The sequence below is a fragment of the Verrucomicrobiia bacterium genome (assembly GCA_035577545.1).
Classification (GTDB): Bacteria; Verrucomicrobiota; Verrucomicrobiia; order Palsa-1439; family Palsa-1439; genus Palsa-1439.
The window spans coordinates 1-26,134 of the sequence record DATLVI010000026.1; the positions used below are offsets into that span (position 1 = coordinate 1).

General features: G+C 57.7%; 22 protein-coding genes. 10 read left to right on the forward strand and 12 right to left on the reverse strand.

Annotation, left to right across the window (positions count from 1 at the left end; translation table 11 throughout):
* A partial coding sequence (locus VNL17_08830; GenBank protein HXI84179.1) for a hypothetical protein occupies window positions 1–844 on the forward strand: 844 nt, incomplete at its 5' end.
* Here the strand turns inward: VNL17_08830 and VNL17_08835 are convergent.
* The 4 genes from VNL17_08835 to VNL17_08850 all read right to left on the reverse strand — a co-directional run bounded on the left by VNL17_08835 (window position 795) and on the right by VNL17_08850 (window position 5,061).
* On the reverse strand, window positions 795–2,060 hold the full coding sequence (locus VNL17_08835) for an oligosaccharide flippase family protein (protein HXI84180.1): 1,266 nt from the start codon (window positions 2,058–2,060) through the stop codon (window positions 795–797). The genes VNL17_08830 and VNL17_08835 overlap by 50 nt on opposite strands.
* Window positions 2,061–2,170: 110 nt before the next feature.
* A complete protein-coding gene (locus VNL17_08840; GenBank protein HXI84181.1) occupies window positions 2,171–3,475 on the reverse strand; it encodes a hypothetical protein in 1,305 nt (434 codons plus the stop codon).
* A 42-nt stretch (window positions 3,476–3,517) separates the two neighbouring features.
* Window positions 3,518–4,276: a class I SAM-dependent methyltransferase gene (locus VNL17_08845; GenBank protein HXI84182.1), complete on the reverse strand. Its 759-nt coding sequence runs from the start codon at window positions 4,274–4,276 to the stop codon at window positions 3,518–3,520.
* 8 nt (window positions 4,277–4,284) lie between these two features.
* Window positions 4,285–5,061 carry a class I SAM-dependent methyltransferase gene (locus tag VNL17_08850; GenBank protein ID HXI84183.1) on the reverse strand — a complete coding sequence of 259 codons (777 nt, stop codon included), beginning with the start codon at window positions 5,059–5,061 and terminating at the stop codon, window positions 4,285–4,287.
* A gap of 225 nt (window positions 5,062–5,286) precedes the next feature.
* On the opposite strand from VNL17_08850, the gene VNL17_08855 reads away from it, so the two are divergent.
* Entirely contained in the window at window positions 5,287–6,390 is a 1,104-nt protein-coding gene (locus VNL17_08855) for a DegT/DnrJ/EryC1/StrS family aminotransferase (GenBank protein HXI84184.1), read from the forward strand.
* Here the strand turns inward: VNL17_08855 and VNL17_08860 are convergent.
* Window positions 6,387–7,229, reverse strand: coding sequence for a class I SAM-dependent methyltransferase (locus VNL17_08860; protein HXI84185.1), 843 nt, complete (start codon window positions 7,227–7,229; stop codon window positions 6,387–6,389). The genes VNL17_08855 and VNL17_08860 overlap by 4 nt on opposite strands.
* A 100-nt stretch (window positions 7,230–7,329) precedes the next feature.
* Here VNL17_08860 and VNL17_08865 point away from each other — a divergent pair, with 100 nt between their 5' ends.
* Window positions 7,330–8,238, forward strand: coding sequence for a glycosyltransferase family 2 protein (locus VNL17_08865; GenBank protein HXI84186.1), 909 nt, complete (start codon window positions 7,330–7,332; stop codon window positions 8,236–8,238).
* A 17-nt stretch (window positions 8,239–8,255) separates the two neighbouring features.
* Here VNL17_08865 and VNL17_08870 read toward each other — a convergent pair whose 3' ends face one another.
* Genes VNL17_08870 through VNL17_08885 form a run of 4 tightly spaced genes read right to left on the reverse strand, consistent with a single transcriptional unit; the run spans window position 8,256 to window position 12,720 of the window.
* Window positions 8,256–9,434 (reverse strand): glycosyltransferase family 4 protein, encoded by a 1,179-nt coding sequence (locus VNL17_08870; protein ID HXI84187.1) that lies wholly within the window; start codon window positions 9,432–9,434, stop codon window positions 8,256–8,258.
* A 3-nt stretch (window positions 9,435–9,437) separates the two neighbouring features.
* Window positions 9,438–10,019: a class I SAM-dependent methyltransferase gene (locus VNL17_08875; GenBank protein HXI84188.1), complete on the reverse strand. Its 582-nt coding sequence runs from the start codon at window positions 10,017–10,019 to the stop codon at window positions 9,438–9,440.
* A gap of 32 nt (window positions 10,020–10,051) precedes the next feature.
* Window positions 10,052–11,155, reverse strand: coding sequence for a glycosyltransferase family 4 protein (locus tag VNL17_08880; protein HXI84189.1), 1,104 nt, complete (start codon window positions 11,153–11,155; stop codon window positions 10,052–10,054).
* Window positions 11,152–12,720 (reverse strand): O-antigen ligase family protein, encoded by a 1,569-nt coding sequence (locus VNL17_08885; GenBank protein ID HXI84190.1) that lies wholly within the window; start codon window positions 12,718–12,720, stop codon window positions 11,152–11,154. The genes VNL17_08880 and VNL17_08885 overlap by 4 nt, the downstream gene beginning before the upstream one ends.
* A 241-nt stretch (window positions 12,721–12,961) precedes the next feature.
* On the opposite strand from VNL17_08885, the gene VNL17_08890 reads away from it, so the two are divergent.
* The 4 genes from VNL17_08890 (at window position 12,962) to VNL17_08905 (ending at window position 17,779) form a co-directional block, all read left to right on the forward strand.
* Window positions 12,962–13,957, forward strand: coding sequence for an acyltransferase (locus VNL17_08890; GenBank protein HXI84191.1), 996 nt, complete (start codon window positions 12,962–12,964; stop codon window positions 13,955–13,957).
* A gap of 105 nt (window positions 13,958–14,062) precedes the next feature.
* A complete protein-coding gene (locus tag VNL17_08895; protein HXI84192.1) occupies window positions 14,063–14,851 on the forward strand; it encodes a glycosyltransferase family 2 protein in 789 nt (262 codons plus the stop codon).
* A 43-nt stretch (window positions 14,852–14,894) separates the two neighbouring features.
* Window positions 14,895–16,619, forward strand: coding sequence for a carbamoyltransferase (locus tag VNL17_08900; protein ID HXI84193.1), 1,725 nt, complete (start codon window positions 14,895–14,897; stop codon window positions 16,617–16,619).
* Window positions 16,620–16,651: 32 nt separating this feature from the next.
* Window positions 16,652–17,779: a glycosyltransferase family 4 protein gene (locus VNL17_08905; GenBank protein HXI84194.1), complete on the forward strand. Its 1,128-nt coding sequence runs from the start codon at window positions 16,652–16,654 to the stop codon at window positions 17,777–17,779.
* 75 nt (window positions 17,780–17,854) lie between these two features.
* Here the strand turns inward: VNL17_08905 and VNL17_08910 are convergent, their stop codons facing one another.
* The 3 genes from VNL17_08910 to VNL17_08920 form a co-directional block, all read right to left on the reverse strand.
* On the reverse strand, window positions 17,855–18,658 hold the full coding sequence (locus tag VNL17_08910) for an FkbM family methyltransferase (GenBank protein HXI84195.1): 804 nt from the start codon (window positions 18,656–18,658) through the stop codon (window positions 17,855–17,857).
* Between the two features lie 132 nt (window positions 18,659–18,790).
* Window positions 18,791–19,759, reverse strand: a complete 969-nt coding sequence (locus tag VNL17_08915; GenBank protein ID HXI84196.1) for a hypothetical protein — start codon at window positions 19,757–19,759, stop codon at window positions 18,791–18,793.
* Window positions 19,760–19,775: 16 nt separating this feature from the next.
* Window positions 19,776–21,176, reverse strand: a complete 1,401-nt coding sequence (locus VNL17_08920) for an MBOAT family O-acyltransferase (protein HXI84197.1) — start codon at window positions 21,174–21,176, stop codon at window positions 19,776–19,778.
* Between the two features lie 176 nt (window positions 21,177–21,352).
* Between VNL17_08920 and VNL17_08925 the strand changes: the two genes are divergently transcribed.
* The 3 genes from VNL17_08925 to VNL17_08935 are packed head-to-tail and all read left to right on the forward strand — an operon-like array spanning window position 21,353 to window position 26,090.
* A complete protein-coding gene (locus VNL17_08925) occupies window positions 21,353–22,684 on the forward strand; it encodes a DUF362 domain-containing protein (GenBank protein ID HXI84198.1) in 1,332 nt (443 codons plus the stop codon).
* Window positions 22,681–24,027 carry a hypothetical protein gene (locus VNL17_08930; protein HXI84199.1) on the forward strand — a complete coding sequence of 449 codons (1,347 nt, stop codon included), beginning with the start codon at window positions 22,681–22,683 and terminating at the stop codon, window positions 24,025–24,027. Before VNL17_08925 ends, VNL17_08930 begins: the two co-directional genes overlap by 4 nt.
* A complete protein-coding gene (locus tag VNL17_08935; GenBank protein HXI84200.1) occupies window positions 24,024–26,090 on the forward strand; it encodes a bi-domain-containing oxidoreductase in 2,067 nt (688 codons plus the stop codon). Before VNL17_08930 ends, VNL17_08935 begins: the two co-directional genes overlap by 4 nt.
* Window positions 26,091–26,134: the final 44 nt, after the last annotated feature.

Below are 26,134 nucleotides of genomic sequence, written 5' to 3' on the forward strand. Positions count from 1 at the left end.
CCAGGCGGTCAAGGCCATCAATCCATCGATCCAGGTGATTGGACCGGCTTGGTCCGACTTCGTACGAACTGAGTCACTGGCCATGACCAACAGCCTTAACCAATTCGACGGCTGGTCCTGGCACGACTACAATCGCGGCTACCATGCGCCGGACCAGGATTACGGCACGCCGGATTGGGTGCCGATCCTGGAGACCGACCGTCTCCGCTATTACTTTGGGAACTTTGCGACGCAGAAACCGCTGTTGGTCGATGAACTCGGCCTGTACGGCCAGAGCGCGCTGGGCATCACCAACACGACCACCCTGCCGGCGTACCGATCCAACCTCGACTGGTACCGCGGCATGTGCCGCGCCATCAAGACCACCGTCATGTACCGCGCGGCGGGGGTTGAGGTGCTGATCCCGCACGTGCTGGCTCTGTTCAACCAGGTGCCGCGGAGTCCGAATCTCGAGGTGTACGGATGGGATGCATCGACGGATCGCGTGACGGCTCCGCGGGGCCCACATCCCAAAACCTCGGCATTTCTCATGACATGCCACTGGCTTAACGGCGCACGATCGGTCGGTCGGCGTGTACTCGGGAATGTCGCCTTTTTGTACGCATGGAAATCAGCGGACAACAAACCATTCGTCATTGCCTGGTGCACAGAAGGTCATTCGATGCCGTTAACAATGACGTTTACCGACTGTTTTGGTCGCGAGATGAAAACGAACATACTAGGCGAAGAGCCGGTGATAATCCGTTTTAAACAGCAACAGGACCCGGAGAAGGTACTCGATCTCGTTGCTGCCGCTATGGCTTCCAAACAGCCAAACGCAGATCCGCCCTCTGCGGGAAGATGAACTGGCTGGTGGGCATGGCCGAAACGCGCGTTGCCAGCAGCACATCCACAGTGGCCCCGATCACCTGGGCTATCAGGCTGGTTAAGGCGGCCCCAATCATCCCATAGGTTTTCACGAGCGGGAAAATCAGCAGGGCGATCACCACCCCCGCTGAACCCGTTGACCAAAGCGAAAGTTGTGGACGGCCCACACCATAAAAATAGTTGCGCAAGACTCGCGAGGCAGACTGAAACACGATGGCTCCGCAAAGCAAGTACAGCGGGTTGGCCGCGGGATAGAAGCGGTGGCCGTAGAGCACCCCAATCAACAGCCTGCCACACATTGCGAGCGCTGCTGCCGCGCCGAGGGTCACGAGTAGAGTGCAACGACAGGCCCGCGCCGCCAGCATAGCGGCGGTGTTCGGTTCCGCGGCCACCCGCGGGAACAGAAGCATGCCCACGGAATCCGGCAGCATGAGCAGGCCTTCGCTCAAGCCAGCAGCCACCGAATACCAGCCCAAATAGACCGGCTCCAACATTGCGCCCAGGACGAACTGATCGAAACGCACTGTAACCTGCGTCAAAAGCACGCGCACATGGCCACGCAAGCCGTACAGCAACCCTTCCCTCAAGTAGCGACCTGAGAATCGAAGCTTCCAATTTGCGGCCTTGCCAAGGCAGAACACCATTATCGCGGCGATGAGGATGTTACTACCAACGGTGGCGGCAACAATGCCGGCCAATCGATCCTCAGCCAGATACCTGGCTGCAACCACCGCCGCCAGGTAAACGAACGAGGCCGTGACCGTGAGCAGATTGTATAATTTGAACCAGCTCAGTCCCTGCAGGATACTGGTCGAATTATTTGCCAGAATATTGAACGGGATTGTCATTAGGAGGGCCAAGAATACCCAGGGGTTGCCCACCGGCCAATGCACCAATCGGGACCTGACGATGATAAACAACAGTAATGCGTAAAGCAGTCCGGACGCGAGCGATAAGACAAACGACGTCATTGCGGCCTCGGAAAGAGAGAAGCGGCGGCTTCCCAACAAGTAGATGTTCGCGTCAAAGAAACTCAGGTTTCCAAATGTTACGGTCCAGGTCACCACCAGCATCGCAAAGGTCAGGATGCCTTTGTCCGAAGGCCCCAGAGTGCGGGTGATGAGAATGCCGGTGATGAACTTCAACAGATAATCGACCACCTTCGTTCCAAACACGTGACTCACCGTTCTCATTGGCGGCAGAGATTACGAAACGCTACCATCGAGTACGAGGAAAACTTTCCTAGTGACGAATTTCAGGAGATAGCCCGTCAATGTCGTGGCAAACACGCAGGAAACCGGTCTCAGGCTGTGGACGCCTGACGCGGGCGCACAAGCACGGGCAGCCGATACGTGAACCACACGAACAGGCCGATGTTGACCAAGCATCCAAACATGCGCAGGGCAAAATTGCTCGCATTTACCACGGCCATTTCGTCCGGCCCGGCGAATATGTGGCGCTGGACGTGAAGAAGATTTAACGTGTACGTCAGAGAGAAGCCCACGCAGACCCACAGGAGTCGACGATCCAGGCAAGCGGCCAAGACCAGCAGCGGAATGGCCGGCGCGATATATCGCTCACGCATTTGCGTCAGCAACATGAACGGCATCACGCAGGCAAAAGCCCCCGCGACAACCAGCGAGCGCAGAGCCTCATCTGTTTTCGTTTGGACGCCGCGATCCCTCAACATCCAATAACAGAGCCAAAGGGTGCAAATCGCAGCGGCCAGTTGTCCCAGACGCCCGTAAGAGATAATTCCCAGGATTCTATTCGTCGAAGGCGCGACGTAACCCAATCCCCAAAAATTAAACGCGTTGAGCTGTGTAAACCGGCCTTCGGTGAAGGACTTAACGAACACAAAATTAAAGTAGTCCCAACTCCGGGCCATCAAAAACGGGCTGTAGAGGGCAAATACTGCCAGCGCGAAGATCACAACTCCTGCCATCGCGACCGCAACATTCCGTCGCCGGAGGGTTATCACCGCCAGCAAGGGGATCATGACGATACTTTGCAGCTTGGTACACACCGCGAGGGCGAACATCAGCCACGCTCCGACCAGCCAACGGTCCTGTCGTGGCCCGCACGCCATTCCCAGGCACACAACCGTCAAGGCAATGAAAAACGAATGGATTGAATCCAGGTGTCCCCAGGCGGCCGAATCGATGACCACGCATGGGTTGAACAGATAGAAAGCTGCGCCCAGCAGTGGCCACGGTGGTGGGGCGAACTTTGCCAACACCAACAGAATCAAAACCCCGGTCAGTATGTCGTAAATGATCGGCAACAGCTTGTAGCGGACGCGCAGCCACGCGGCAGCGACATCCGGGTAGGTCTTCTCCAGCGCCGCCAGTCGGTGGGCGCCAATTCTTCCAATGGCCGCCGCCTGGTAGATAAACAGCGGTGGATACATGACCGGCCAGTTCTTTTCGGTAAACAAATCCGGCAGCTTCGTGACACCATGTTCCGCCCCGTAGGCGCCATACGCGACGCCGACCTCGACATCTTTGGGAAAGGGGCCAAGGTCAGGCGCCAGAAACAACCGCAGGAAGAAAGCTGCCACGAACAATACAAGCGCCGGCCAGGCCGGGCGACGTTGAAGCGATTCCATCGGGCGCATCGCCGCGTACCCTAGGGAAAAAGCGGGAGGCGGTCAAGCCTCCTTGCGGCTGCCGGCGGGTGAGGGCTTCCGCAGCACGCAAAACAAGCTCACGCCGAAAGGGAAATCGATCCACCGCAACGACCATTGCTCCATTAGCAGAAGCCAACGAAACACCTCATTCAGAATTGGATTCACTGACGGCACGTCATCTTTAACATCTGGCTTACGCCCGAGCAATCGGTGCAAGAGCACCACCGCCGCGACCACTGGGAAAAAGAACACACAGTAATAGCTGCACTTGACGACCTCAAAGCCGGCGCCGCGCGCGACGGCCGTGAGTTGCGCCTTCGTGTAACGCCGTTTATGCAAGAGCCGGTCGTCGCGCGTTGTCCACAGCCAGGGTGTTGCCGGCACGGTGATGACCACCACGGCACCGTCTCGGCAAATACGAAAAAGGTTCTGTGCCGTGCGGGTGTCGTTCTCGATATGCTCAAGCACATCCAACGATACCACTCCATCGAACGTCGCCTCGCGCCACGGCAGGTCCTCGCCCACGCCGAGAGCCAGGCGTTGATGACCACGGCTCTTACAGTAGGTCAATGCCGTCGCGGAGACATCGAGGCCAAACTCCGTGCCGAATCGCTGCAGTTCATCCAGCATCGCACCGGTGCCGCAGCCCATGTCAAGGATGCGTCCTGGCTGCCGCACGTCGTATCTTCGCAACGCCTCACCGGCAAGCCGACGGCGACAATCAAACCACCAGTGTTTCTTTTCACGACGGTACAACTCGTCGAAGAACGATTTGTCCATCAGCCCCATCAATCACGTCCCCTCAAATCGAGAATGATCTGACAGATGTTGCCGAACATGCGCCCGGTGCGGCGGAACGCGGCGACCTTGTAGGGGCGCAACAATTCGTTCCATTCACCCATCGTGTTGTAGTGGTGACCACTGTCGAACGATTTCCAGTAGGTCGTTTGGATGGCCCGTTGCCACGGCACATCCGAGCGGACGTGGTCAAAGATGATGAGGTACTGCCGTGTGACGCGGGCCACCTCTGCCAGCAGTTGGCTCGTGTCGCCAGGAATGTGATGAATGACGTACCGCAAGAACGACACATCGAAAGACTTCCTGGTGAAGGGGATCTTCTTGGCATTGGCGACAAGGTACAGGTTCTTCGGATCGCGCTCGTTCATCGCGCGGACGAATTGGCGGGAGAGGTCGAGCCCGACAATGCTGCTGGCCAGTGTCGCATCGTAGCCGTAGTAGAACGGCCCGCAGCCGACATCCAGGACGGCTTTCTGAAGCAGATAATCCCGCAGGTCCAGGTCGTCAGTCTTGTTCAACTTCAGCAGTAGATTGATCTTGAGCCAGTAGAACGCAGGGAAGCGAAACAAAGCCTCCATGTGCCCCGCCAGTTCCTGGCTCGCGCTATCGTGGGAGTCGAGAAGAAACGGCACGTCGTCAGAAATCGGGAAACGCTGGCCGCAACCCAGACAGTGCAGACCCGACTCGCTCAACTCCAAATGCTCTGAGCAAGAGACGCAGCGCATCGCGTCAAGATGGTTGAGCAATTTTGTGCCGGTGGGGGTCATGATCGGGTCTAAATATCGAGTTGTATCAGGTGGGCGTTCCGAACGCGCAAGCCGCAATCCTAGAGGAGCTATGCGCTCCCGTCAAGCCGGGTCGTGGCCGGGTAGTGCCTGAATTTGAAATTGTGTCTTAAGCCAGATGTGTTAGGGTGGCGTTTCAGGTGAAATTCGCTTCCGGTGCTCTTGGATTTATCGTATTTATCCGCAACGACTTAGTGACAGATAACCATGACTAAAGTTCCGTACGTAGACCTCAAAGCCCAGTATCAAGCGATTCGTAACGAAGTGTTGGCGGCGTTGGAAGCGGTATGCGAATCCACGGCGTTTGCCCAAGGGCCACCCACCAGGGACTTCGAACAGGAATTCGCCGCTTATTGCGGCGTACGCCATTGCGTCAGCCTCAACAGCGGCACCAGCGCACTACACCTGGCCTTGCGGTGTCTCAACCTCGGTCCCGGCGATGAAGTCATCACCGTGCCGTTTACATTCATCGCTACCGTGTGGGCGATCAATTACGTCGGGGCGAAACCAGTATTTGTGGACATCGATCCCGTTCGTCGCACACTTGATCCCACGAAGCTGGAGGCGGCCATCACCCCGCGCACCAGGGCCATCGTGCCCGTGCATCTCTACGGCATGCCCGCTGCGATGTCACCAATCCTCGCCATCGCTGCCAAACACGGCATTCCCGTCATTGAAGATGCCGCGCAAGCGCACGGAGCAACGTATCAAGGAAAGCGCGTCGGTCAGTTCGGTTGCACCGCCTGTTTCAGCTTCTATCCGGGCAAGAACCTCGGCGCCTACGGGGAAGGTGGCGCGCTGGTCACCAACACCGATGCCTATACCAGGCGTGCCCGCAGTCTGCGCGACCACGCCCAGAGCCAGCGCTATTACCATGACGAGATCGGCTACAACTACCGGATGGACAGTTTTCAGGGTGCCGTGTTGCGAATCAAGCTCAAGCACCTCGACGCCGGGAACGCCGCACGCGCCGTCCACGCGCGGCGCTATGCTGAATTGCTCGACGGGAGCGGTGCCACGGCTCCAGCCACGTTCGCCGATTCCGAATGCGTCTGGCACTGCTACGTCATTGAGACTGATCGCCGCAATGAGGTGCGGGAGCGATTATCTGGTGCGGGCATAGACACTGGGCTGCATTATCCCGTGCCACTGCATCTTCAGAAGGTGTACGCGTCGCTCGGGTACAAGCACGGTGATTTTCCCGTCGCGGAACGGCTCAGCGGCCGCTGTCTGTCGTTGCCTATGTTTCCAGAGTTGACCGATTCGCAGATCAAGTACGTCTGCGACATCATCCGGGCGAAAAAAACCTAGCCTTTCGGCTTTTCCGCGACGATCACCGTCAGCCAGGTGTACTTGCGTAGCGCCGGGAAATGACGAAACACCCATTCATCGACACTCTGCAGGCGGCGCAGTAGTTTGGGGTGATACTGACCCTGACGCACTTCATCCATCCAGTAGGGAAACGCCTGGCCCGAAAGTTTCAGTGAGGCAAAACGCATTGCGAACAGAACCAGAGACACCAAATGAAACTCCCGATGACTCAGTCGGCCGAATTGGCCGGCCAGAAAATCGAAGTCACGCTGTTCGAGCGGGTGTTCATTCTCCGTTCGTAGATCGGTGGCGAAGAGACGATAGATTTCGCTGAAGATGCTCCCCCTTTGTGGCTCAAGAAAGATACCGCGTCCGCCTGGTTTCATCACGCGGACGATACTCGGCACCGCTTGCGGCATATCCAGATGATGTAGAACGCCATCAGCGAAGACGAGATCGAAATAATCGTCTGTGTACTTCATGTCTTCGACACGACAAACCTGCGCGCTTATCCGCTCGCCCACGCCGTGATGTCGGGCCAATTCATTCGTGATAGCCACCATCCGTTCTGAAACATCCAAAGCGTGAACCTCGGCTCCACCAAGGGCGAAGAACACCGACGTATCACCCTGCCCGCAGCCGATGTCCAACACGCGTTTGCCACGCAAATCGCCCAACTGCTCGAGGACATAAAGGTTCTCCCGGCAGGTCGGGGCAAACACTTCTTGAGGCGCGAGCCGTTCCGGGGAAAGGTGTTCGGCGTAGCGATCGTAAAATCGACTCTCCGCCTGGGCCCGTTTGGTTGGTTCGTCGCCAGTCTCCAGAGGCATATTAGTCATGAATGATAGTGTGCGTTTGTGGTCGCAACAATCCCAATTGTCATGTTGCGAATAATTCTCTTTATCATCGTCGCGCTCGGTTAGTATAGTCGCGTCATTCGTGAGCGCGGCCCTGACAATTGTTATCCCGGTCTACAACGAGGAGGCCAACATCGAACTACTGTTGGAACGTCTCGCCCGGATTGTGCCCAAGCTACCATCACCGGCGGAGGTGATGATTGTCGACGACGGGAGTGAGGATACGACGGTTTTCAAACTGATTGAGGCTCGTAAACAATATCCCTGGTTGAAGGTCATCGAGTTGCGGCGCAATTTCGGCCAGCACGCCGCGACGTACGCGGGGTTTGACCATGCCAAAGGCGCCTTCGTCGTTACGTTGGATGGCGATCTCCAAAACGATCCGGCTGATATTCCCAAGCTGCTGGAGGAAATGGCCAAGGGTTATGACGTGGTCTGCGGCTGGCGGACGGACCGCAAGGATCCATTCCTTTCGCGCAAATTACCTTCTCTGATTACCAACTATCTCATCCGCAATGACGCGCCCACGCCGATTCATGACTACGGTTGTTTTCTGCGGGCCTATACCAACGCGGCGGCCAAGGAGATATCGCACTATTCAACATCGCGTGGCTGGTTCCCGGTGCTTTTTTCCAAGCTCGGTTTCAAGGTCGGCGAGGTGCCCGTCAGCCACCAGGAACGACCCGGTGGCGAAGGGTCCAAGCACGGTTTCTTTGTGCGGTTAGACCAGTTTATGTCGGTGTTCATGGGCGCGACAACGAAACCGTTTCAATTTGTTGAAGTGATTGGCATTGGGGCCGTGGGACTTGGCGGGGCAGGCTTGCTGGCCGGAATCCTTATCCATTCCTGGCCGTTCGGAGTGCTGTCCACGTCACTGGCACTCTGGGGTTTTTCAGTGACGATTACGGGGATGGTTGGCGAATACCTCGTGCGCATGAATTACGAGATCGGTCGCAAGCCGAAATATCTGGTGCGTAACGTCCACGAGTAGGCCCCAACGCCCAACTGTCAGTGCCTCTGACGAACCGTTTCGTAAACCGCGAGTGTTTTTTCGGCAACGACCCGTGGCGCATATGCAGCCAGCGCCTTGACGCGACCCGCCGCGCCGAACTGACGGCGGAGCGCCGCATTGGGTAGCAGCTGGCACAATGCCTCCGTCAGTTCATCGCTGCGACCCGGGGTGACGAGCAGGCCGGTTTGATTCTGTTCGACCAACTCAGGAGTGCCACCGGCGCGCGTGGCAATTACCGGCACTCCCGCAGCCATGGCTTCGGCCACCGCCATCGGTGACGTTTCCTGAAAGGACGGCAACACGAGTATGTCACTTTGAGCGAGGTGACGCGCGACATCCCTTTCATTGAGCACACCGAGCCATTGGATGCGATCGGCGACGCGTAATTCTTCCGCGCGACGGCGCAGCCCTTTTTCGTACTTGATGCCATCGCGACCCGCCTGGCCGATAACTCGTAACAGGATTCCGGTCCCCAGCTTTTTCTGGGCTTCCGCGAACGCCTCAATGAGGTCGTGGACCCCTTTCAACGGGTAAATCGACCCGACAAACAGAAGCGCGAAGCCAGCTTCCGTGCGCGGTTGCGGCTGGACATCGAAGAAACAGGGGGCCACGGCATTGGGGACGAAATGACAGCGTGCCCGGCTGCTGCGTTCCTTGAAGAAATGTTCCACTTCGTGGCTGAGGCAGATCACGTCACTCACCCGGTGGACCACAAATTTTTCAATCCAGCGGGGCACGTGGTTAAGCGACAACAACGGCGGCGGCGTGACGCGATGCACGCGGTGCATGATGCCATGCACGGTGATGATGTTCGGGTACGGGGAAGTCACGGCGGTAAACGCGTACTCCGCCTCCGTGCCCTGTCCGTGGACGATGTCGGGCTGGATTTTCGCCAGTTCTTTCAGGATCAAATGCCGGCGCCACAGGAAGAACGTGGCGCTGCCGGAGCCGCGCGGTTGGGGGATTCGATGCAATCTCCCGAACGGGCCATCATCCACGGTCAATCGATCGACCTCGGGCGTCACCACGAGATAATGGATGTCACGGGTTCCCAGTTCGGCAAATCCACGCGCAAGGTTCAGCGCAGGACTCAGGCGATAATAGGAGCGGGAGAGCGGACGCTCCACCCCGCGGAAAAGAAATGTGTCGAAATCCCCGAGCAACGCGATGCGCATGCGTTACACCCGTTGAATCGCGACAATGGAGCCGCCCTCGTCGATAATCCGCCAGCGCGGATGCTGGTGGTGGCGGAATAATTCGTTCACGACTTTGGTCGAGCCATCGGCACCCATCCAGGGCTGCACGGACGGCTGACCCTTGCGCGAATCATGGAACAGGATCACGCCGCCCGGGGACACGTGCGATTCCCAATCCTCAAAGTCCTGCCGGCAGCCTTGCTCAGAGTGATCACCATCGATAAAGACAAAATCCAACTTCCGATTCCAGTTCTTGACCGCGTTAAAGCTGAAATCTCTTATGAACTCCACCCGCCCTCGCCGACAACGATTGACGACGACCCGGCTGATCCAGTAACTGCCGCGCATTCCCGAGATGCTGTCCGGTACGAACGGATCGATCAGTGTCAGGATCGCTTCCGGGTGGATCACCTGCCGCAGAATCAGGGCCGAACCACCTTCGAAAAGGCCGATTTCTACCAGCGAGCGGCGGTCGCGGCCCCACTTCTCCAGCATCGCGATGTCATGGGATGTCAACATCACATGCGGACGGCGCCAACCCATGACGGTGGTGACGAGCTTCATGCCCTGCCACAGAGGGGTTGGTATAAACTTTTTTAGTTTTTCGCGCATACGCGTTCGAAAAGCGCGACATATTGGTCTGCCATGTGCGCCAAAGAAAAGCATTTTATGGCACGTTCACGGGCTGCCACCGAAAAATCGGCAAAACTCTTCTCGGCAATGGCGTGGACACCATCGGCAAACGCATTGATGTCGCCCAGTGGCACGAGGCATCCGGTCGCGCCGTTCTCGACAATATCGGGATTGCCACCGACGCGGTAGGCCACGACCGGGCGACCACTCAATTGTGCCTCGACCAGCGCGCCGCCGAAGGGTTCGACGCTGTCGGTATGCACGAGCACCTGAATCTGTTCCAGCATGCCCGCGCTGCCCTTGTCCCAGTAGCCATGCATCACGAATCGGTTTTCCAGATGATGGCGAGCGATGGCAGCTTTCAGTGGTTTTTCCAAGGGTCCCTCACCGAAGACATGCAGCTTGAAATCCAGCCGCTTGTCAAGTTTTCTGGCCACCTCAACCAGATCTAATGGACGTTTTCGTTCTGCCAATCGTCCAATGAACCCCAGTTGCCATGGTGGTCCCGCGTGGGGTAGCGGCAATTTCAGCAATGACGCCTCGTGCGGCGCGCCGTTATTGATCACATGTAGATGGGCTGCGTCCAGCCGGGGGAATTGCTGATGAATGATCTCGGCTGTGGCAGTCGAAACGGCAACCGCATGACTGAGCGGGTCATAAAGCACGCGCGCCAGTGCCGCGGTCTTCATTCGGCCCAAGAGGCTATTAGGCCGCGCTTCCGCACCGTGGATTGTCCACACGTGGGGGATACCGCGACGGCGACAGACCTGATGGCTTGCGAAAACGGATCCGTGAGCGGACACGATTTCGATTTTGTGATCCCGGATCACCCGTCCCAGCAACCGGCCAGCGGCGAGGTGAGGTTTGATACGGCTACGATATAGGTCGAAGAAATAGTACGGCATGTCGGCGGGAATTTTTACGCGCAGTTCCGGTGCCTTGTCGTAGGCTCCCACGAGCACTACGGTGTGCTTGCGGGAATGTAGTTGGAGGGCAATCTCCAGCGCGATTCGCTCCATCCCACCCACCGGAGGAGCTACCCAACTGTTCCAAACCAGGACGTTCATGCCGGCGCGCTGACGAGGGATTGCGCCGGAGCAGGTCTCGTTTCCGCAACCGCGTTTTGTTTCAATTCATCCGACATGCGGAACAGCAACCGCAGGCAGCCGACGTAAAAAAGCAGTTCGGGCATAAAGCCGTCATAGCCGCCGAAGACGAAGGTGTAATGGACCGGTCCCCAGATCAATTGAATCGCAAAATAAATCGCGACGGGAAACAGCGGCGTTCCACGGCATTCGTTGACGCAGCGGTAGGAGTAGAAGGCGGCGCTGATTGTAAGCAGGTACAAAAACACCAATCCGCAGATGCCGACATAGCGAATCGTAGTAAGGGGCCCGCTATGGAAGCTGCCGGAGAGGATGACCCAGTCCTTGTAGCTTCCGTGTCCTCCCCGATATGTAGCGATGGCATCTTCGAGATTGGCGCCGAAGCCGTCACCGAGCCACCAGTCTTTGATCTGCCCCCACTCAATCACTTCTTTCCAAAGCTGGAACCGCGACGTGGTGCTTTCTTCCGTCTCCGCAACAACGGTTGGGGACCATTGACCCGGCAGGAACGCAAGCGACCGTTGGACCGTCTCGGGCAATCGGTAGACTCGCCCCTGCCCCAAGACCAGCAGCGCGAGTAACATCGCGCCAAAGAATCCGGCTTTCACCAATTCCCGCCAGCGCTGCTGTAGCCAACCACCGATTGCCAAGGCAGCCATCTCCCACAACATAAAATTGCGGAACCCGGATGCCAGAATACAGACTGTGCCGAGGAGCATTGCGTAGAACCGGGGTCGTCGCGGATCAAACAGGGTGGCCGGCGGGTAGTACGCGCACAACACGAGGGACAACTGGAAACCAAACGTCGCCAATCCCTTCAGCCGCTGGATTCCAGGCTGGCCCGCCAACACAGCCAGATATTCATGGGTTTCCACACCTGAGTACCAACTCGAAACTGCTGATGTCAAGGAGGGTACGATATACAAAAGTAAATTCAACCCGCTCACAACTGTTGCTGATACCAGTACGTAGTAGGGGATGCGCGACACCGAGGTGACGTTGTTTGGCAGGCGGATGATCACCCAGTACGCCAGCAGCGCAATACAGATGTTCACAACCGGACGGCCGCCGATGCTCTGGGATCCGAAGATGAGGAAACCGATCGGGTTCTTGACCAGGTTGAACGCGAGGTAAATGACATTGAGCCCAACCAACAAATCCAACAAATGTAGCTTGGGTCGCATGTTCTCGTGTGATAGCACCCGATACGCCACATATGAGGTGGCCGCCAGCAGCACACCCAGATCCCGCGGGGTCAACCGGAGCGGCAATTTACCGAGGACGCCCGTCATGAGATAGGTCAGCGGAATCAAGATCCAGGCTTTTCGCTGCATCCCGAAGGCGACGAGAACGACGACCAATACCCCCACGGAGCAAGTTAAGTAGAATGTTTGTCCATTGCCCAACCAGTATCCAATAATCACTGCGATCCCGATTCCCACCAGCAAGGTGGTCAGCCGTGTGATAAACGCCCTGGCCATCGGCGGGTTCTGAAGGTCGTCGGTAGAGATGCCCAGCAGTTTCATGAACGAAGGCGGATTGTACAGCTAGTATCGCGCCACCGCAAGCCGGACTGCCGGTGGCAGCCAATCCCCTGAAAACGAAAACCGGCGAAATCCACGGACACAGGTATAAACGCTGCAAGTTAGCCAACGCTGGCTTATGCGAATGCGCTTCTTGGGCATCGGGACGGCCACTGCCGCATTGACCTTGGCCGTGCCGTATTGGTAAAAGCTTCGTTTACTGCCTCGCAGCCACCCCAGGAACATGAGTGGTAAACCAAGGTTGGACGACGTTGATAGCGCCAAAGGATTGGCGATTGTGCTCGTCGTGTTCGGACATCTCGTGGCCTGGCAGGGGGGGAACTTTCCGAAAGGCTTTGCCTGGTACATGGTGGTTGACCAAGCCCTCTACCGGTTCCACATGTCGTTTTTCATGTTCCTCAGTGGATTCGTTTTCTTCTATGCCTACAACCCGATTCGTACATTGCGAGACTATCGTGGTTATGCGGTGCGCAAGTTTTGGCGCTTTGTGCCAGCGTACCTGTTGTTCGGCGGGTTAATGATCGTGGGCAAGGTGATCGGACAACGTTTCCTGCATGTGCAGTCGCCCCCGGAGAGTTTCTGGCGGGGTCTTGAGGAGATCCTGATCCGGCCAATGGCCAGCCACGCCGCCAGCCTCTGGTACATTTACGCCTTGCTCGTATTCCAATTGCTCGCGCCGGTTGCACTGCGGCTCAGCAGGGACAGGTTGGAGCCGCTTCTGGGAGTGGCGCTGGTGCTCCATTTCGTAGGAGGCCCTACCCTGTTTTGTCTGGATCGGGTCACCGAACATGCTTTCGTGTTTGTGGCGGCCGGGTACGCGGCCGCCCGTTCGTCGGCATGGATGGCATTCGTGGACAGGTTTTTCAGCTTCACTCTTACCACTTTCATCGCAGTCCTGGTCGCATCTGTATACTGGAGCATGCCGAGCTACCCGATTGCGTTGTTGTCCATTCCGGCCTTGCACGGGTTGTGCCGCGTCCCCCGTTGGCGTTCGTCATCCTGGCTGTTGCTCTGCGGTAAATACACCTTTGTAATCTACCTCATGAACACGATGGTTATTGGCATTGAGAAGGGGCTACTTGAGAAACTCCACCTATGGACTGGTCCATTATTTGTGTTCTCCGGCCCCCTCCTGCTGGCGAGCGGCGTGTTTGTGCCTATTCTGTTGAAGATCTACGTCTTTCCAAAAATCCCAAGGCTGGACCGGATTACCAGCTGACCAACTTCATAAGACCTGATTCTAAAGAGGTGGCGACCACAGGCTGGACTACCGGCGGCGGTTCTCGACAATTCCGTTTCGCCTGTTACTATCGCGTTTCGCATTATGGTCATGCCCAAGGTCTCCATCGTCACGCCATCGTTCAACCAGGCCCAATACCTGCCGCAGACGCTTCAATGCATCCGTGAGCAGGATTACCCGGACATCGAGCACATTGTTATCGACGGCGGTTCGACCGACGGGACGCCGGCCATTCTGCGCGGGGCACCCCGTATTCGCTGGGTTTCGGAACGCGATCACGGACAGGTGGACGCGTTGAACAAGGGGTTCAAGATGTGCACGGGCGAGATCCTGGCGTGGCTCAATTCCGACGACACGATGAATCGGAATACCGTGAGCGTGGCCGTGGCGGCCCTGCAACGCACGGGCGCCGATTTGGTTTATGGCGACGTGGAGATCATGGACGAGCACGGCAAGGTCCTGCGGGTGTCCCGCGGCATTCCCTTCGATTTCCGCGTCCTGCTCTGCGGGATTAACTACATCGGGCAACAGTCGGTTTTCTTTCGGCGCGAGCTGCTGGAGCGGGCGGGCCCGCTTCGCGTGGAGTTCGACAACGCGTTCGACTGGGAGTTGTGGCTGCGGATGGCGCAACACGGGAAACTGGTGTACGCGCCCGAAATTTGCGCCCAAATACGGGTCCATCCCGCCGCAAAATCCGTGGCGCGAGCGGATGTCAGCCTGGCCAACAGCCAGCGGATCCTTGCCGAGTATTGGGAGCGTGGCGGTTTGCCTGCAATCTTGCAAAAGCCGCCCTTCTTTGGGGCGACAAACGCTTACTACCGGGTCAAGCGGAAGTTGCGGACGCGAAGTGGGGCTGGTTGTTGCGGCGGCTAAAATAACTCGCACAGCCAACGGGAATTTGTAATATTCAAACACGATGAACATCTTGGGAATTTCAGGGGCAGTGCACGACGCGGCGGCGGCGTTGGTGCAGGACGGGAAGCTGGTCGCGGCGGTCGAGGAAGAGCGTTTCAAGCGCGTGAAGCACGTCGGCTTTGCCGGCTATTTCGGCTACGAGACGGGACTGCCTCACGCAAGCATTGACTACTGCCTTAAAACCGCGGGCATCAAGGCGGACGACATCGATGCGGTCGGTTACTATTATGATCCATGGCAGGAGTTCCGCTCCCACCTCGGTTTCCGGCTCGCGCGGGCGCACCGCGACCCGGCCCGGGCTGCCTATCATCTCGTGCAATCGGTCACGTTGCTGAAAGACCATCTCAAGACCGAGCCGTTATTCAACCGCCGGCGCAAAACGCCCCTGAAGTTTCACTGGCTCAGCCACTACGCTACGCACAACGCGGCGGCGTATTTTTGTTCGCCGTTCCAGGATGCCCTGATTCTCTCGATCGACGCCAAAGGCGAGCGCGACTCGTGCTGCGCGGCTGTCGGCGAGGGGAACAAGATCCGCGTCATCGAGACGATACCCTACCCGCATTCGTGGGGCATGTTCTACATGGAAGTCACGAAGTATCTCGGCTTCAAGCCCGGCCACGACGAATACAAAGTCATGGGCCTTGCGTCTTTCGGCAAGCCGACGTACCTCGAGCAGTTCCGCCAGATTGTGCGCACACAGGCGGACGGATCATTCCGCTTTGACCTGAGCTGGTTCGACCCGACGTTCACCGGCCCGGACATGTTGAGTCGTAAGTTTTTCGACACCTTTGGCCCCGCCCGCGTGCCGAACTCAGCCATTGAGTCCAAGCATGAGGACATCGCGGCAAGCCTGCAGGAACTCCTCGAGGAAACGCTCCTGGCCTACCTCAAAGCGCTGCGAGCCCGCACCGGCAAGAAGAACGTCTGCCTGTCCGGCGGTGTCGTGCTCAATTGCGTGCTCAACGGCAAGATATTGGAAAGCGGGCTGTTCGAGAACATCTTCATCCCTCCCAATCCCGGCGATGCGGGTTGCGCCGTCGGCGCGGCATTGCACATTCACCACCAACTAAACGGCGCGCCGCACAATTACGTGATGGACCATGCGTTCCTCGGGCCGGCGTACGGCGACAGCGAGATTCTCGCGGCGCTCGACAATTCGAAGGTGGATTACCGCAAGATGGACAACCCCGCCAAGGAGGTCGCCCGGCTGATCGCCGACGGCAAAATCGTGGCGTGGTATCAGGGCCGGATGGAATGGGGACCGCGGGCGCTTGGCAACCGCAGTTTGCTTGCCGACCCGACCCGGGCCGAGATGCGCGACGTCGTCAACAAATGGGTCAAGCACCGCGAAGATTTCCGGCCGTTCGCGCCGTCGGTGCTCGAGGAGAAAGCGCCGGAGTATTTCGAGCACATTACCGACAGCCCGTTCATGCTCTTCATCACGCAGGTGAAGGACGACAAAAAGGCGAAAGTGCCGGCGATCACGCATGTGGACGGGACGGCCCGGCCGCAGACGGTCAGCCAGAAAACAAATCCGCTCTACTGGCAGGTGATCAAGGAATTCGAAAATATCACCGGCGTGCCGTGTGTGTTGAACACATCGTTTAATATCATGGGCGAGCCGATCGTCTGTACGCCACCGCAAGCGATCCGGTGTTTCTACGGCACGGGCATCGATGCACTCGCCATCGGCAACTACCTGGTGCTCAAGCAGCGTATGAGTTGAAGCCGGTCAGCGGCACTTCGCGATCTTCTGGAATGTCACACACGCGAACAAAGATCCTGCTGTTCGGCTATCTGCCGCCGCCCTACTTCGGGCCAAGTGTGACGTATCAGGCGCTGCTGAAATCGGAGTTCACGAGCCGGTTTGACGTGACGTTTATCGACATTTCGACCGCTCGCAATGTGGCCGATGTGGAGACTTTTCGGGTTGGTAAGCTGTTCCGAATGGCGCGGATCATACTCTTGGAGATTTATTATCTCCTGACACGTCGATTTGATTTTTGTTCCTGCCCGATTTCGGTAAACCGCAACGCTTTTCTAAGGGACGCGTTGTTTTTGGCGATTGCCCGCACGTTTCGAGTGCCGACAATTGTTTATGCGCACGGCAACAATTTACCGGATTTCTATGATCGTTCGTCCCCATTTATGAAGCGAGTCATCAAGACCACTTGTAGCCGCGCGGTCGGGGGAATCGTCATGGGTAACCGTCTTCGTCCGAATCTGAAAAGATGGCTTCCTCAAGAGAGAATTTTCCCTGCGACAGATGGCGTTCAGGTTTACTCGCCGATGCCCCAGCCCCCGAAGGATCGACAGGGGATCTCCGTGTTATATCTGGGTAATTTGATTCGCGAGAAAGGAGTCCTGGTGGTGCTGGAAAGCGCCGCCAGGATCCGGAAGCAGCGGCGTGACATCCGCTTCATTTTTGCCGGGGCCTGGTTTAAGGGTGCTGACGAGGAGGCTGCCCGTGAATTGGTGCTGCGCGAGGGCCTGGCTGACGGTGTCGAGTTTGTCGGTCGAGTCGTTGGGGAGCAGAAGTGGCAACTGCTCGTAGCGGCGGACATGCTTGTTTTCCCGACATTCTATTACTACGAGACGCTTGGCCTGGTTCTATTGGAGGCCATGCAGGCTGGGTTGCCGGTGGTGACCACGTCGCGCGCTTCCATCCCTGACATCATCGAGGAAGGAGTCAACGGGCTGATGGTGGCGGAGCAAGATCCGCTGGATTTGGCGGAAAAGGTCCTGCGGCTGGCCAATGACCCGGCGTTGCGGCAGCGCATGGGGGCCGCCAACCGCGAGAAATTTCATCGGTTGTACACACACGAGCACTATGGCCAGCGAATGATTCGAGTGTTTGAAGAACTGGCCGCCCGCCGAGATCGATAATCGCAGTGGGCGGTAGTCGACGACGCCAGGCAATCGCTACGGCCTAAATTGTACCGACATATCAAGAGCGAAGAGTCAGCCCCGATGATGCCTTTGACAAAACAACAGCGAACCATTCTCTGCAACATGATACCCCCCCCATTTTAGGATAGACGTGCATCGCGCCTTGAGTTCTTCTGAGTGAACCTCCATGACAAGCAGCTTTGCCCTTCCCAAGACTTGTTTCGCCCCCAGCAGGACTTGCTCTTCGTGGCCTTCCACATCGATTTTGATCGCGTCCGGCCAGAGCCCGTGTTGCTGGGCATACTCGTCCAGGGAAACGGCCGGGATCGCTATCTCGCTCGGGGTACCTTGTCCCAAGAAATTGCGCGTCACGCCGGCCATGCTATCACCTTCGGCAATATTCAAGTGCAGGATTCCCGAGGACCGATCCACGGCAACATTGACGGGGGTCACTCGGTCGGTAAGAGCGTTTAGTCCGATGTTTCTTTTCAGGATACTGAAAGTTTTCGGGTGGGGCTCAAAGCAAACCGCTTGTAACTGTCGGTTCTCAAGACATCGAGTCAGGGATAGAAAGCCGCTGTTTGCCCCGACATCATACAAGATTTCAATTCCAGCGTCCTGGGACGTCACGAAATTTGAATAGACGTGCCTTTGGGCAATTTCTATCAGGAATCTTAGCCCGCTAGGCATGTCAATAGCGGCATACGCGATCACAGCCCGAAAGGGCAACACCATCCCGTCCAAAAGCCGCAGATTCAGGAGTTTTTTTGTAGCTCGGGCAAAGACGAAAATCACCAGCCGGTGTCGGTAACGCCACTGCATCAGCCCCAGAAGCGTCAAAAAATCCCCAACCTCTACTAGAATGCTCCTGAACATTTGTTCCCCAGACACTGGCGCCAAGATAGGTAGCTCAACAGAATAGGTCAAGAGAAAGGCACATAAGGTGGTGTCCTGATTCGACGAGCTTTCGCGGACGGGCCGCTTGCCGCTGGTGCTTTAGCAGAGGACTTACTCCTCTGGCCCCACGAGGAGAGCCTTGAGACGGTCGCTCAGTTCGTCCCGGGTCCATAGTGACCACGACCTGATTTCTCTGGCGAGTTCATCGGTTCTCAACGCCGCTCCTTCTCCAGTGGGATGAAATGCGGTATTTGCGAAGTGGGCCTGATTTGTGTCCGCGCCGAGGTAGGGGTCTTTGAGGACAGGCATCGTCTCCGCCACCTCGTACAGGAAACGCAAGTTGGAACCTTGGAAGTGTGGCAAATTTCGGGGAGAGCAATATCCCCACGGGAGGGTGTAAGCTACGCGCACATTGCGTTGTTCACACCATTTGCTCAGGCCAACCAGCCAGAAACGCCCTTCCTTTGAAAGCTTCGTCGGGGGTTCCTTGGCGGACGTTATAATGCCGCGTTCGCCCACTTCGTGCCAACCGCTTGGATGGAGCTCGGACGCAAAATAAGGATAAAGTGCTCGGTGGAGAATCACTTTGGCGATCAGTGTGAATGTGTGATAACCGCCGGGTCGCAAATCCAGCAGCACGGAAGGCCAGTCGACTCGATAGGGGTCCCGAAGCAGCGACGGTTTACCGATTGAAAAACCAAACTGGGCGCCCAGCGACTCGATCCGGAGTGGTCCCGACAGCAGATCCGGCTCGAGCCCGACGATCAATGTGTCACCGGTCCGCACTGCGGTTTGCGCGTAATGGGTGAGGACCTCTGCACCCATGCCCGCGCCGAGTCCCATATTCAGCGCGGGCAGACCATACCGGTTCAGCAACCTCTCCCCGTCCACGGATGTATTGCAGCTTGATCCGCCGCAGAATACGATTTTGTTTGTGTGCTCGAGGTCGAGCTTCTCCGCCCACAATTCTTTTACGGCGGCACAGTGGCGGAAAAACGCTATCTCGGGGTTTATGCGCATCGTGTAGAACGCACCCACTACCCACGTGGCAACTGCCACGACAAGTAATCGTGCTGCCATCCATGGCACGCCGTTGCTAGAATGCGAAGTAGATAAAGGCATTGGTCTTTCCAGGCGCGAGTAACAACGTCAAAACCACGAGCACCCCCAGCGCGAGTGGCTGTCGGAGGTAGTAGTATTCCTCATTCTTGTCCGTTACCGAGAGCCATTCAGCCAAAAGCGTTAGCGCAGTGAGCAGGAGAAACCCTGCCAGCGCGACCCCACCACCGGAAGTCAGGACTCCTATTGCCTCGTGCAGGGCTTGACTGTTGTAGGTTGCCGGCATCAGTAACACTTTCGATTTCTGAAGCAGTATGTTGGTGCGCAGTTCGTAAAAACTCAACCAGGCATAAAAGCTGCCGAGCATAGTGAGTCCCCAGGCCAGTGGACGCGGGACATTGAGTTTGCCGGCCAGCCGGTTGGTGATCAGCAAGAGACCGTGGAGCGCTCCCCACAAAATGAAGTTCCATCCCGCACCATGCCAGGCGCCTGACACGATAAACACCACCGCCACGTTGAATGCCCACCACTTCACGCGCCCGCCTCCCATCGGGATATACACGTAGTCGCGAAACCACCCGCTAAGTGTGACATGCCAGCGCCGCCAGAATTCTGTGGCGCTGGTCGAACAGTATGGACTCCGAAAGTTCAGGGTCAGATTGATGCCCAAGCACCGGGCGACGCCCAGTGCCACAAGACTGTAGCCCGCAAAATCATAGTAAATCCGCAACCCGAAGATGAGGTTGGCCTCCCAGATCAAGTATGGATTCGTGCTCGAACTGCCGTTGAAGTAAACGGCCAGGTTGTCGGCAAGACAACATTTGAAAAACAACCCGACAACAATCCAACCCACTCCCTCGTCTATCTTTTCGGGCAGCCACCGGAAACGAAACGTTTCCATCTGCGGAAGCAGATTCGCCTTTCGTTCAATCGGTCCGGCCACGATCTGAGGGAAAAAACCGGCAAAATTCAGGTAGTCCAGAAACCGCGGCAACGGCGATTTCAGCGCGAGCGTGTCGATGACGAAGGCGACTTTTTGGAAGGTATAAAACGAAATCCCGACGGGAATCACGAGATTGCGGAGCGCATCCACATTGAGCCCCAGCACCCGGTTTACAAAAAAGTCGCCGTACTTATAATACACGAGTGGCAAGACTTGCAGCGGAATCAACACAAACAGGTACTTGGAGCCGTGCTTCGCATGGTATTTCAAAATCCACGCCAGCCCCACATACGTCGTGATCGCCACTACCAGAAAAATGAGGAAGGTCACCCAACTGACACAGAGCAACAGGAACAGCCCCAATGAGAACAGAGCGATTTTATCGAATACCGCCAGCGCCGGGCGTGCCACGTGCGCGCACAGATAGCGCACACCGAGAATAACCGCCAAAGCACCGAATAAACACTCCCAGAAACGCAACTCAGCGAAGTTCATCAACCCTCAATTGTGACTGTCTCTGTTTCACCATCAAGGCGAAGGTGTTCCGCAAAGTCAGTTTCTTGCAGCCCGCAGCTTTGGGCAGAAGAATTATTCAATGTGAACCCACAAGTCAAGTCCGGGTGTTCGCCGGAAGCTGGCACGTTTTCACATTTGTGGTAGACTATTCCCCCATGAATCAGGATCCTGTTGCTGCGCGCTGCGCCGTTGTGCGTCAGCAACCACGATACGACCCTGCCCTTGTTGCCTCATCGGTGCACCAGACAATCAAGGCGTTGGGGCTGTCCTGGGGCGATCTGGTGCGACCGGGCGAGCGGGTGCTGTTGAAGCCGAATTTTATCCGCGAGTCGCACGCCGGCCGGCCGGCCGAGTGGGAACAGATCACCACGCACGGCACTATCATCGCCGCGGTCGCACATGCGGTTGCCGCCGCGATGGACGGACGGGGCACCCTGACCATCGCGGACGCGCCGCAGACCGACAGTGATTTTGACACGATCTGTGAACGTGCGGAGATCCCGAAGCTGCGGGAACAATTGCGACGTGAATTCCCCGCCCTGCGTTTTGAAGTGCTTGATTTGCGGAGGGAAGCCTGGCGCACGGAACGCGGCGTGATCGTGGAGCGCCGCAAACTTCCGGAAGATCCGCGTGGCTACACGTTGGTGAACCTCGGCGAACACAGTTGCTTCCACAACAAAAAAGGGCGCTTCTACGGCGCGGACTACGACACGGCGTTCACGGCCCAGCATCATTCCCAGGGCAAACACGAATACCTGATTTCCCGGAGCGTGATGGATGCCGACGTGTTCATCAACCTGCCCAAGCTCAAGACGCACAAGAAGGTCGGGGTTACCCTCAGCCTCAAGAACCTCGTCGGCATCAACGGAGACAAGAACTACCTGCCGCACTTCTGCATCGGCACGCCTGACGAAGGCGGCGACGAGTTTCCCGACAGCAAGGCGGCGACGAAGTTCCAGAGTCGCGCGATCGCCGCATTCAAGAGCGCCGCGAAGCGTGGCGGCGCGGCCACCAAACTCTGGGCGCCGCTTGCCAAGCGGGTTGGCTCGCGCGTGTTCGGCGACACCACAAAGGTCGTACGCAGCGGCAACTGGTGGGGCAACGACACCACATGGCGCATGACGTTGGATCTCAATAAAGCGTTGTGGCATTTCGACGGCGCCGGCAAACGGCGTGTGAAACCATTGCGGTACCTGACCATCATCGACGGTATCATCGCCGGCGAGGGCAACGGGCCGATGGAAGCCGATGCCAAAGCCTGTGGTGTCCTCATCGCGGGCATCAACCCGGTGGCTGCCGATTTTGTGGCCACGCAGCTGATGGGTTTCGATTGGCAAAAAGTGCCGACCATCCGCGAGGCATTTCAAATCTCGGATCTTAAACTGGTTGATTTCGGCCCGGACGAAGTCGAGGCTGCGCCCGAACCTGGCGAAGTCTTCCATTTCCGTCCGCATTTCGGTTGGGTCGGCCATATCGAAGCGAAATGATTCCTGGGAAAGGCATCTACGATTCGTTGCCCATCTGGGCGCAGACCGTCGCGGTCAACTTCGCCAGCGCGCGGAATATCCGGGACAAGTATGGCGCGGACTTCCAGCGCCTGCTCGCACAACTCGAGGTCAATGAAAGGAAGTCTCGCGATCAACTTGAAGCGGAACAGCGGCAGGCGCTGCACGACTTGCTGCGGTATGCGATCACGCACGTGCCTTTTTACCGCGAGCAGAAATTGCCACCCGACGATTTTAAGGCATGGCCGATCCTCGATAAGCAATCTATTGCCGCGGCGCCGGAGAAATTCCTCTCGGACGAGTTCGATCCACATCGGCTCATGACGATCAATACCAGCGGCACCACCGGCACGCCGCTGACCGTGCGGTTCACGAAGGAATACCATCAAATGGAGATGGCGTTCCGCTGGCGGCACAAGGCATGGGCGGGTTGCCCATACCTCAGCAGCGGGGCGTACATTTCGGGCCACCCGGTCGTTCCACCCAATCAGCAGCGGCCGCCGTTCTGGCGCGTGGATCGCATCGAAAAACGCCTGCTCTGTTCCTCATACCATCTCACGCCCGACAATTTGCCGCGTTACATCGACGCGCTCACGGACTTTGCCCCCGATTTCGTCCACGGGTATCCGTCGTCCGTATACCTCCTGGCGAAACAGATGGCTGACGATGGAATCACCGCGCTACGTCCCCGCGCGGTTTTTACAGCGAGTGAGACACTGCTCGATTTCCAGAGGACGGTCATCGAGCGGGCATTTGGCGCGAAAGCCTTCAACTGGTACGGAACCACGGAATTTACCAACAATATTATCGAATGTGCACAGGGGAGCCTGCATCAGCGGCCCGACTATGGTGTGCTGGAACTTCTTGGCGACGGGGCAATGATCGCGACGGGCCTCAATAATCGCGCCATGCCGTTCGTCCGTTACAGGGTCGGCGACCGCGCAACGCGGCGCGACGGCTCGTGTGCGTGTGGTTGCGCCTTTCCGCTGATCGAACGTATTGAGGGGCGGGTGGAGGACTACGTTCGTACCCCGGATGGCCGCCTGGTCGGTCGTCTGGATCACCTGTTCAAGGACGTGCAGCACGTTCGTGAGGCACAAATCGTGCAGACGCACCTCGATGAACTGGTATTGCGAGTCGTGCGTACCGATGGTTTTACCGCGAAAGACGAGCAGATTATTCTCAAGGAAGCGCATCTGCGGCTCGGTGATTCGATGCGAGTTCGTTTCGAGTTCACGGACGCCATCGAACGCACCGCCGGCGGCAAGTTCCGCTTTATTGTTTCCCAATTGCCGCGTGAACAATTAGAATTCTCCCGACCATGAAACAACTCGTCCAGGACTTCAAGACCGGCGACATCAAACTGGTCGATGTGCCGCCGCCGGTGATTGCGCCGGGCTGCGTCCTGGTACGCAACGCGTATTCCCTCGTCAGCGCGGGAACGGAGAAGGCCACCGTGGCGATGGCGCAGGCATCGCTCGTCGGCAAGGCGCGGTTGCGTCCCGATCTCGCGAAGCAGGTGCTTGGCACGCTCAAGCGGGAAGGGATTGGGGCGACGCTGCGCAAGGTCCAGTCGCGCCTCGATCAATGGAAACAACTGGGCTACTCCTCGGCGGGCACGGTCCTCGAAGTTGGCGAAGGTGTGACCGGTTTTGCCGTTGGCGACCGCGTGGCCTGTGCGGGACAGGATTACGCGAGTCACGCGGAAGTGGTCCTGGTTCCCCAGAATCTCTGCACCCGGCTACCCGAGGGCGTCGCCTTGGAACACGCGGCGTTTTCGACGTTGGGTGCGATCGCGCTGCAGGGGGTGCGGCAGGCCGACGCGCGCGTGGGTGAAGTGGTCGCGGTCATCGGGTTGGGGTTGGTGGGCCAGTTGACCGTGCAGATTCTCAAGGCGGCCGGCTGCGTGGTGTTTGGCATCGATGTGAGTGAAGCGGCCTGTGCACTCGCGAAGACGTGCGGTTGCGATGCCGTGGCTGTGCGCCCGCGTGACGACGTGGAGCGTGTCGCCGCGACATTGAGCCATGACTTTGGCGTGGATGCGGTCATTATTACGGCATCAGCCCCAACGAACGATCCGGTCGAGTTGGCTGGCAGGATTTGCCGCGAGCGCGGCCGTGTGGTGATGGTCGGCGTGACCGGCATGGAGGTGCCGCGCGACGTTTACTATCGGAAAGAATTGGATTTCCGCCTTTCCCGCAGCTACGGGCCTGGTCGATACGACCCGCTTTACGAAGAACAGGGCATCGACTATCCCATCGGCTACGTGCGCTGGACGGAAGGCCGAAATATGGAGGCCTTCACGCAACTGCTCGCGATGAAGCGCATCGATGTGGCGGCATTGACCACGCACACGTTTTCCGTCGACGACGGGCCGAAGGCATATGAATTGATCACGGGAAAGACCGGCGGGCGGGTTGTCGGGGTCCTTATCCAATATCCACCGACGGCGAAACGGACGAGCGTCACCGTCACGAAGTCGGCCAGCGCGGTGCCGGTCAAGGCGGTTGTGCTCGGCGTCATTGGCGCGGGCAATTACGCGCAGGGCGTTTTGTTGCCGCAATTCAAAGCCAGCGCAGACGTAACGTTACGCACCGTATGCACGGCGACCGGCGTGAAAGCCCAAAAGGCCAAAGAGAAGTTCGGCTTCGACACGTGCGTTACGGATTGGCGCGCGGTGATTGCCGATGCGGCGATCAATACGGTACTCGTCGCCACACGTCACGACTTGCACGCGCCTATTGTTTGCGAGGCGTTGCGCGCCGGCAAAGCGGTGTTCGTCGAGAAACCACTGTGCCTGCGGGGTGAGCAACTGGATGAGATTGTGGAAGTGATAAACCAGGCAGGCAACGCTCGCTTACTGGTCGGTTTCAATCGCCGCTTTGCCCCGTTCGCCGAGGAGGTACGAAAGCTGAGCGGCCCTCTGGTGATGCGGTATCGTATCAGCGTAACGCCACTGCCACGCGAACATTGGATCAACAATCCCGACATCGGTGGAGGACGCATCCTTGGCGAAGTGTGCCACTTCGTGGATTTCCTGCAATTTGCCGCCAGGTCGCGACCGGTGTCCGTCTTCGCCCAGGGTTTCGGCGCCGACAACGTGCAGGTGTCGTTGCGGTTCGCCGACGGGTCGGTTGGCGCGGTGGATTATTTTTCGGTGGCCGACGCGGCACTGGAGAAGGAACATTTCGAGGCGTTCGGCGGCGGCCGGCACTTGGTTGTGACCGATTTTCGCGACAAAGGGCAGGCCGCCGAGGTCCGCGAGTTCATTACCGCCGTCAAAGCGGGCAGCCCGATGCCGATGGGACTCGAAGAGATTATCAATAGCACGCGGGCGACACTGGCCGTTCTTCAAGCGATGTGCGCGGGTCAGGTGGTGACACTGTAACCACGAGCATTCTAGGCTCTTGTAGGGCACCTGCGAAAGCGATA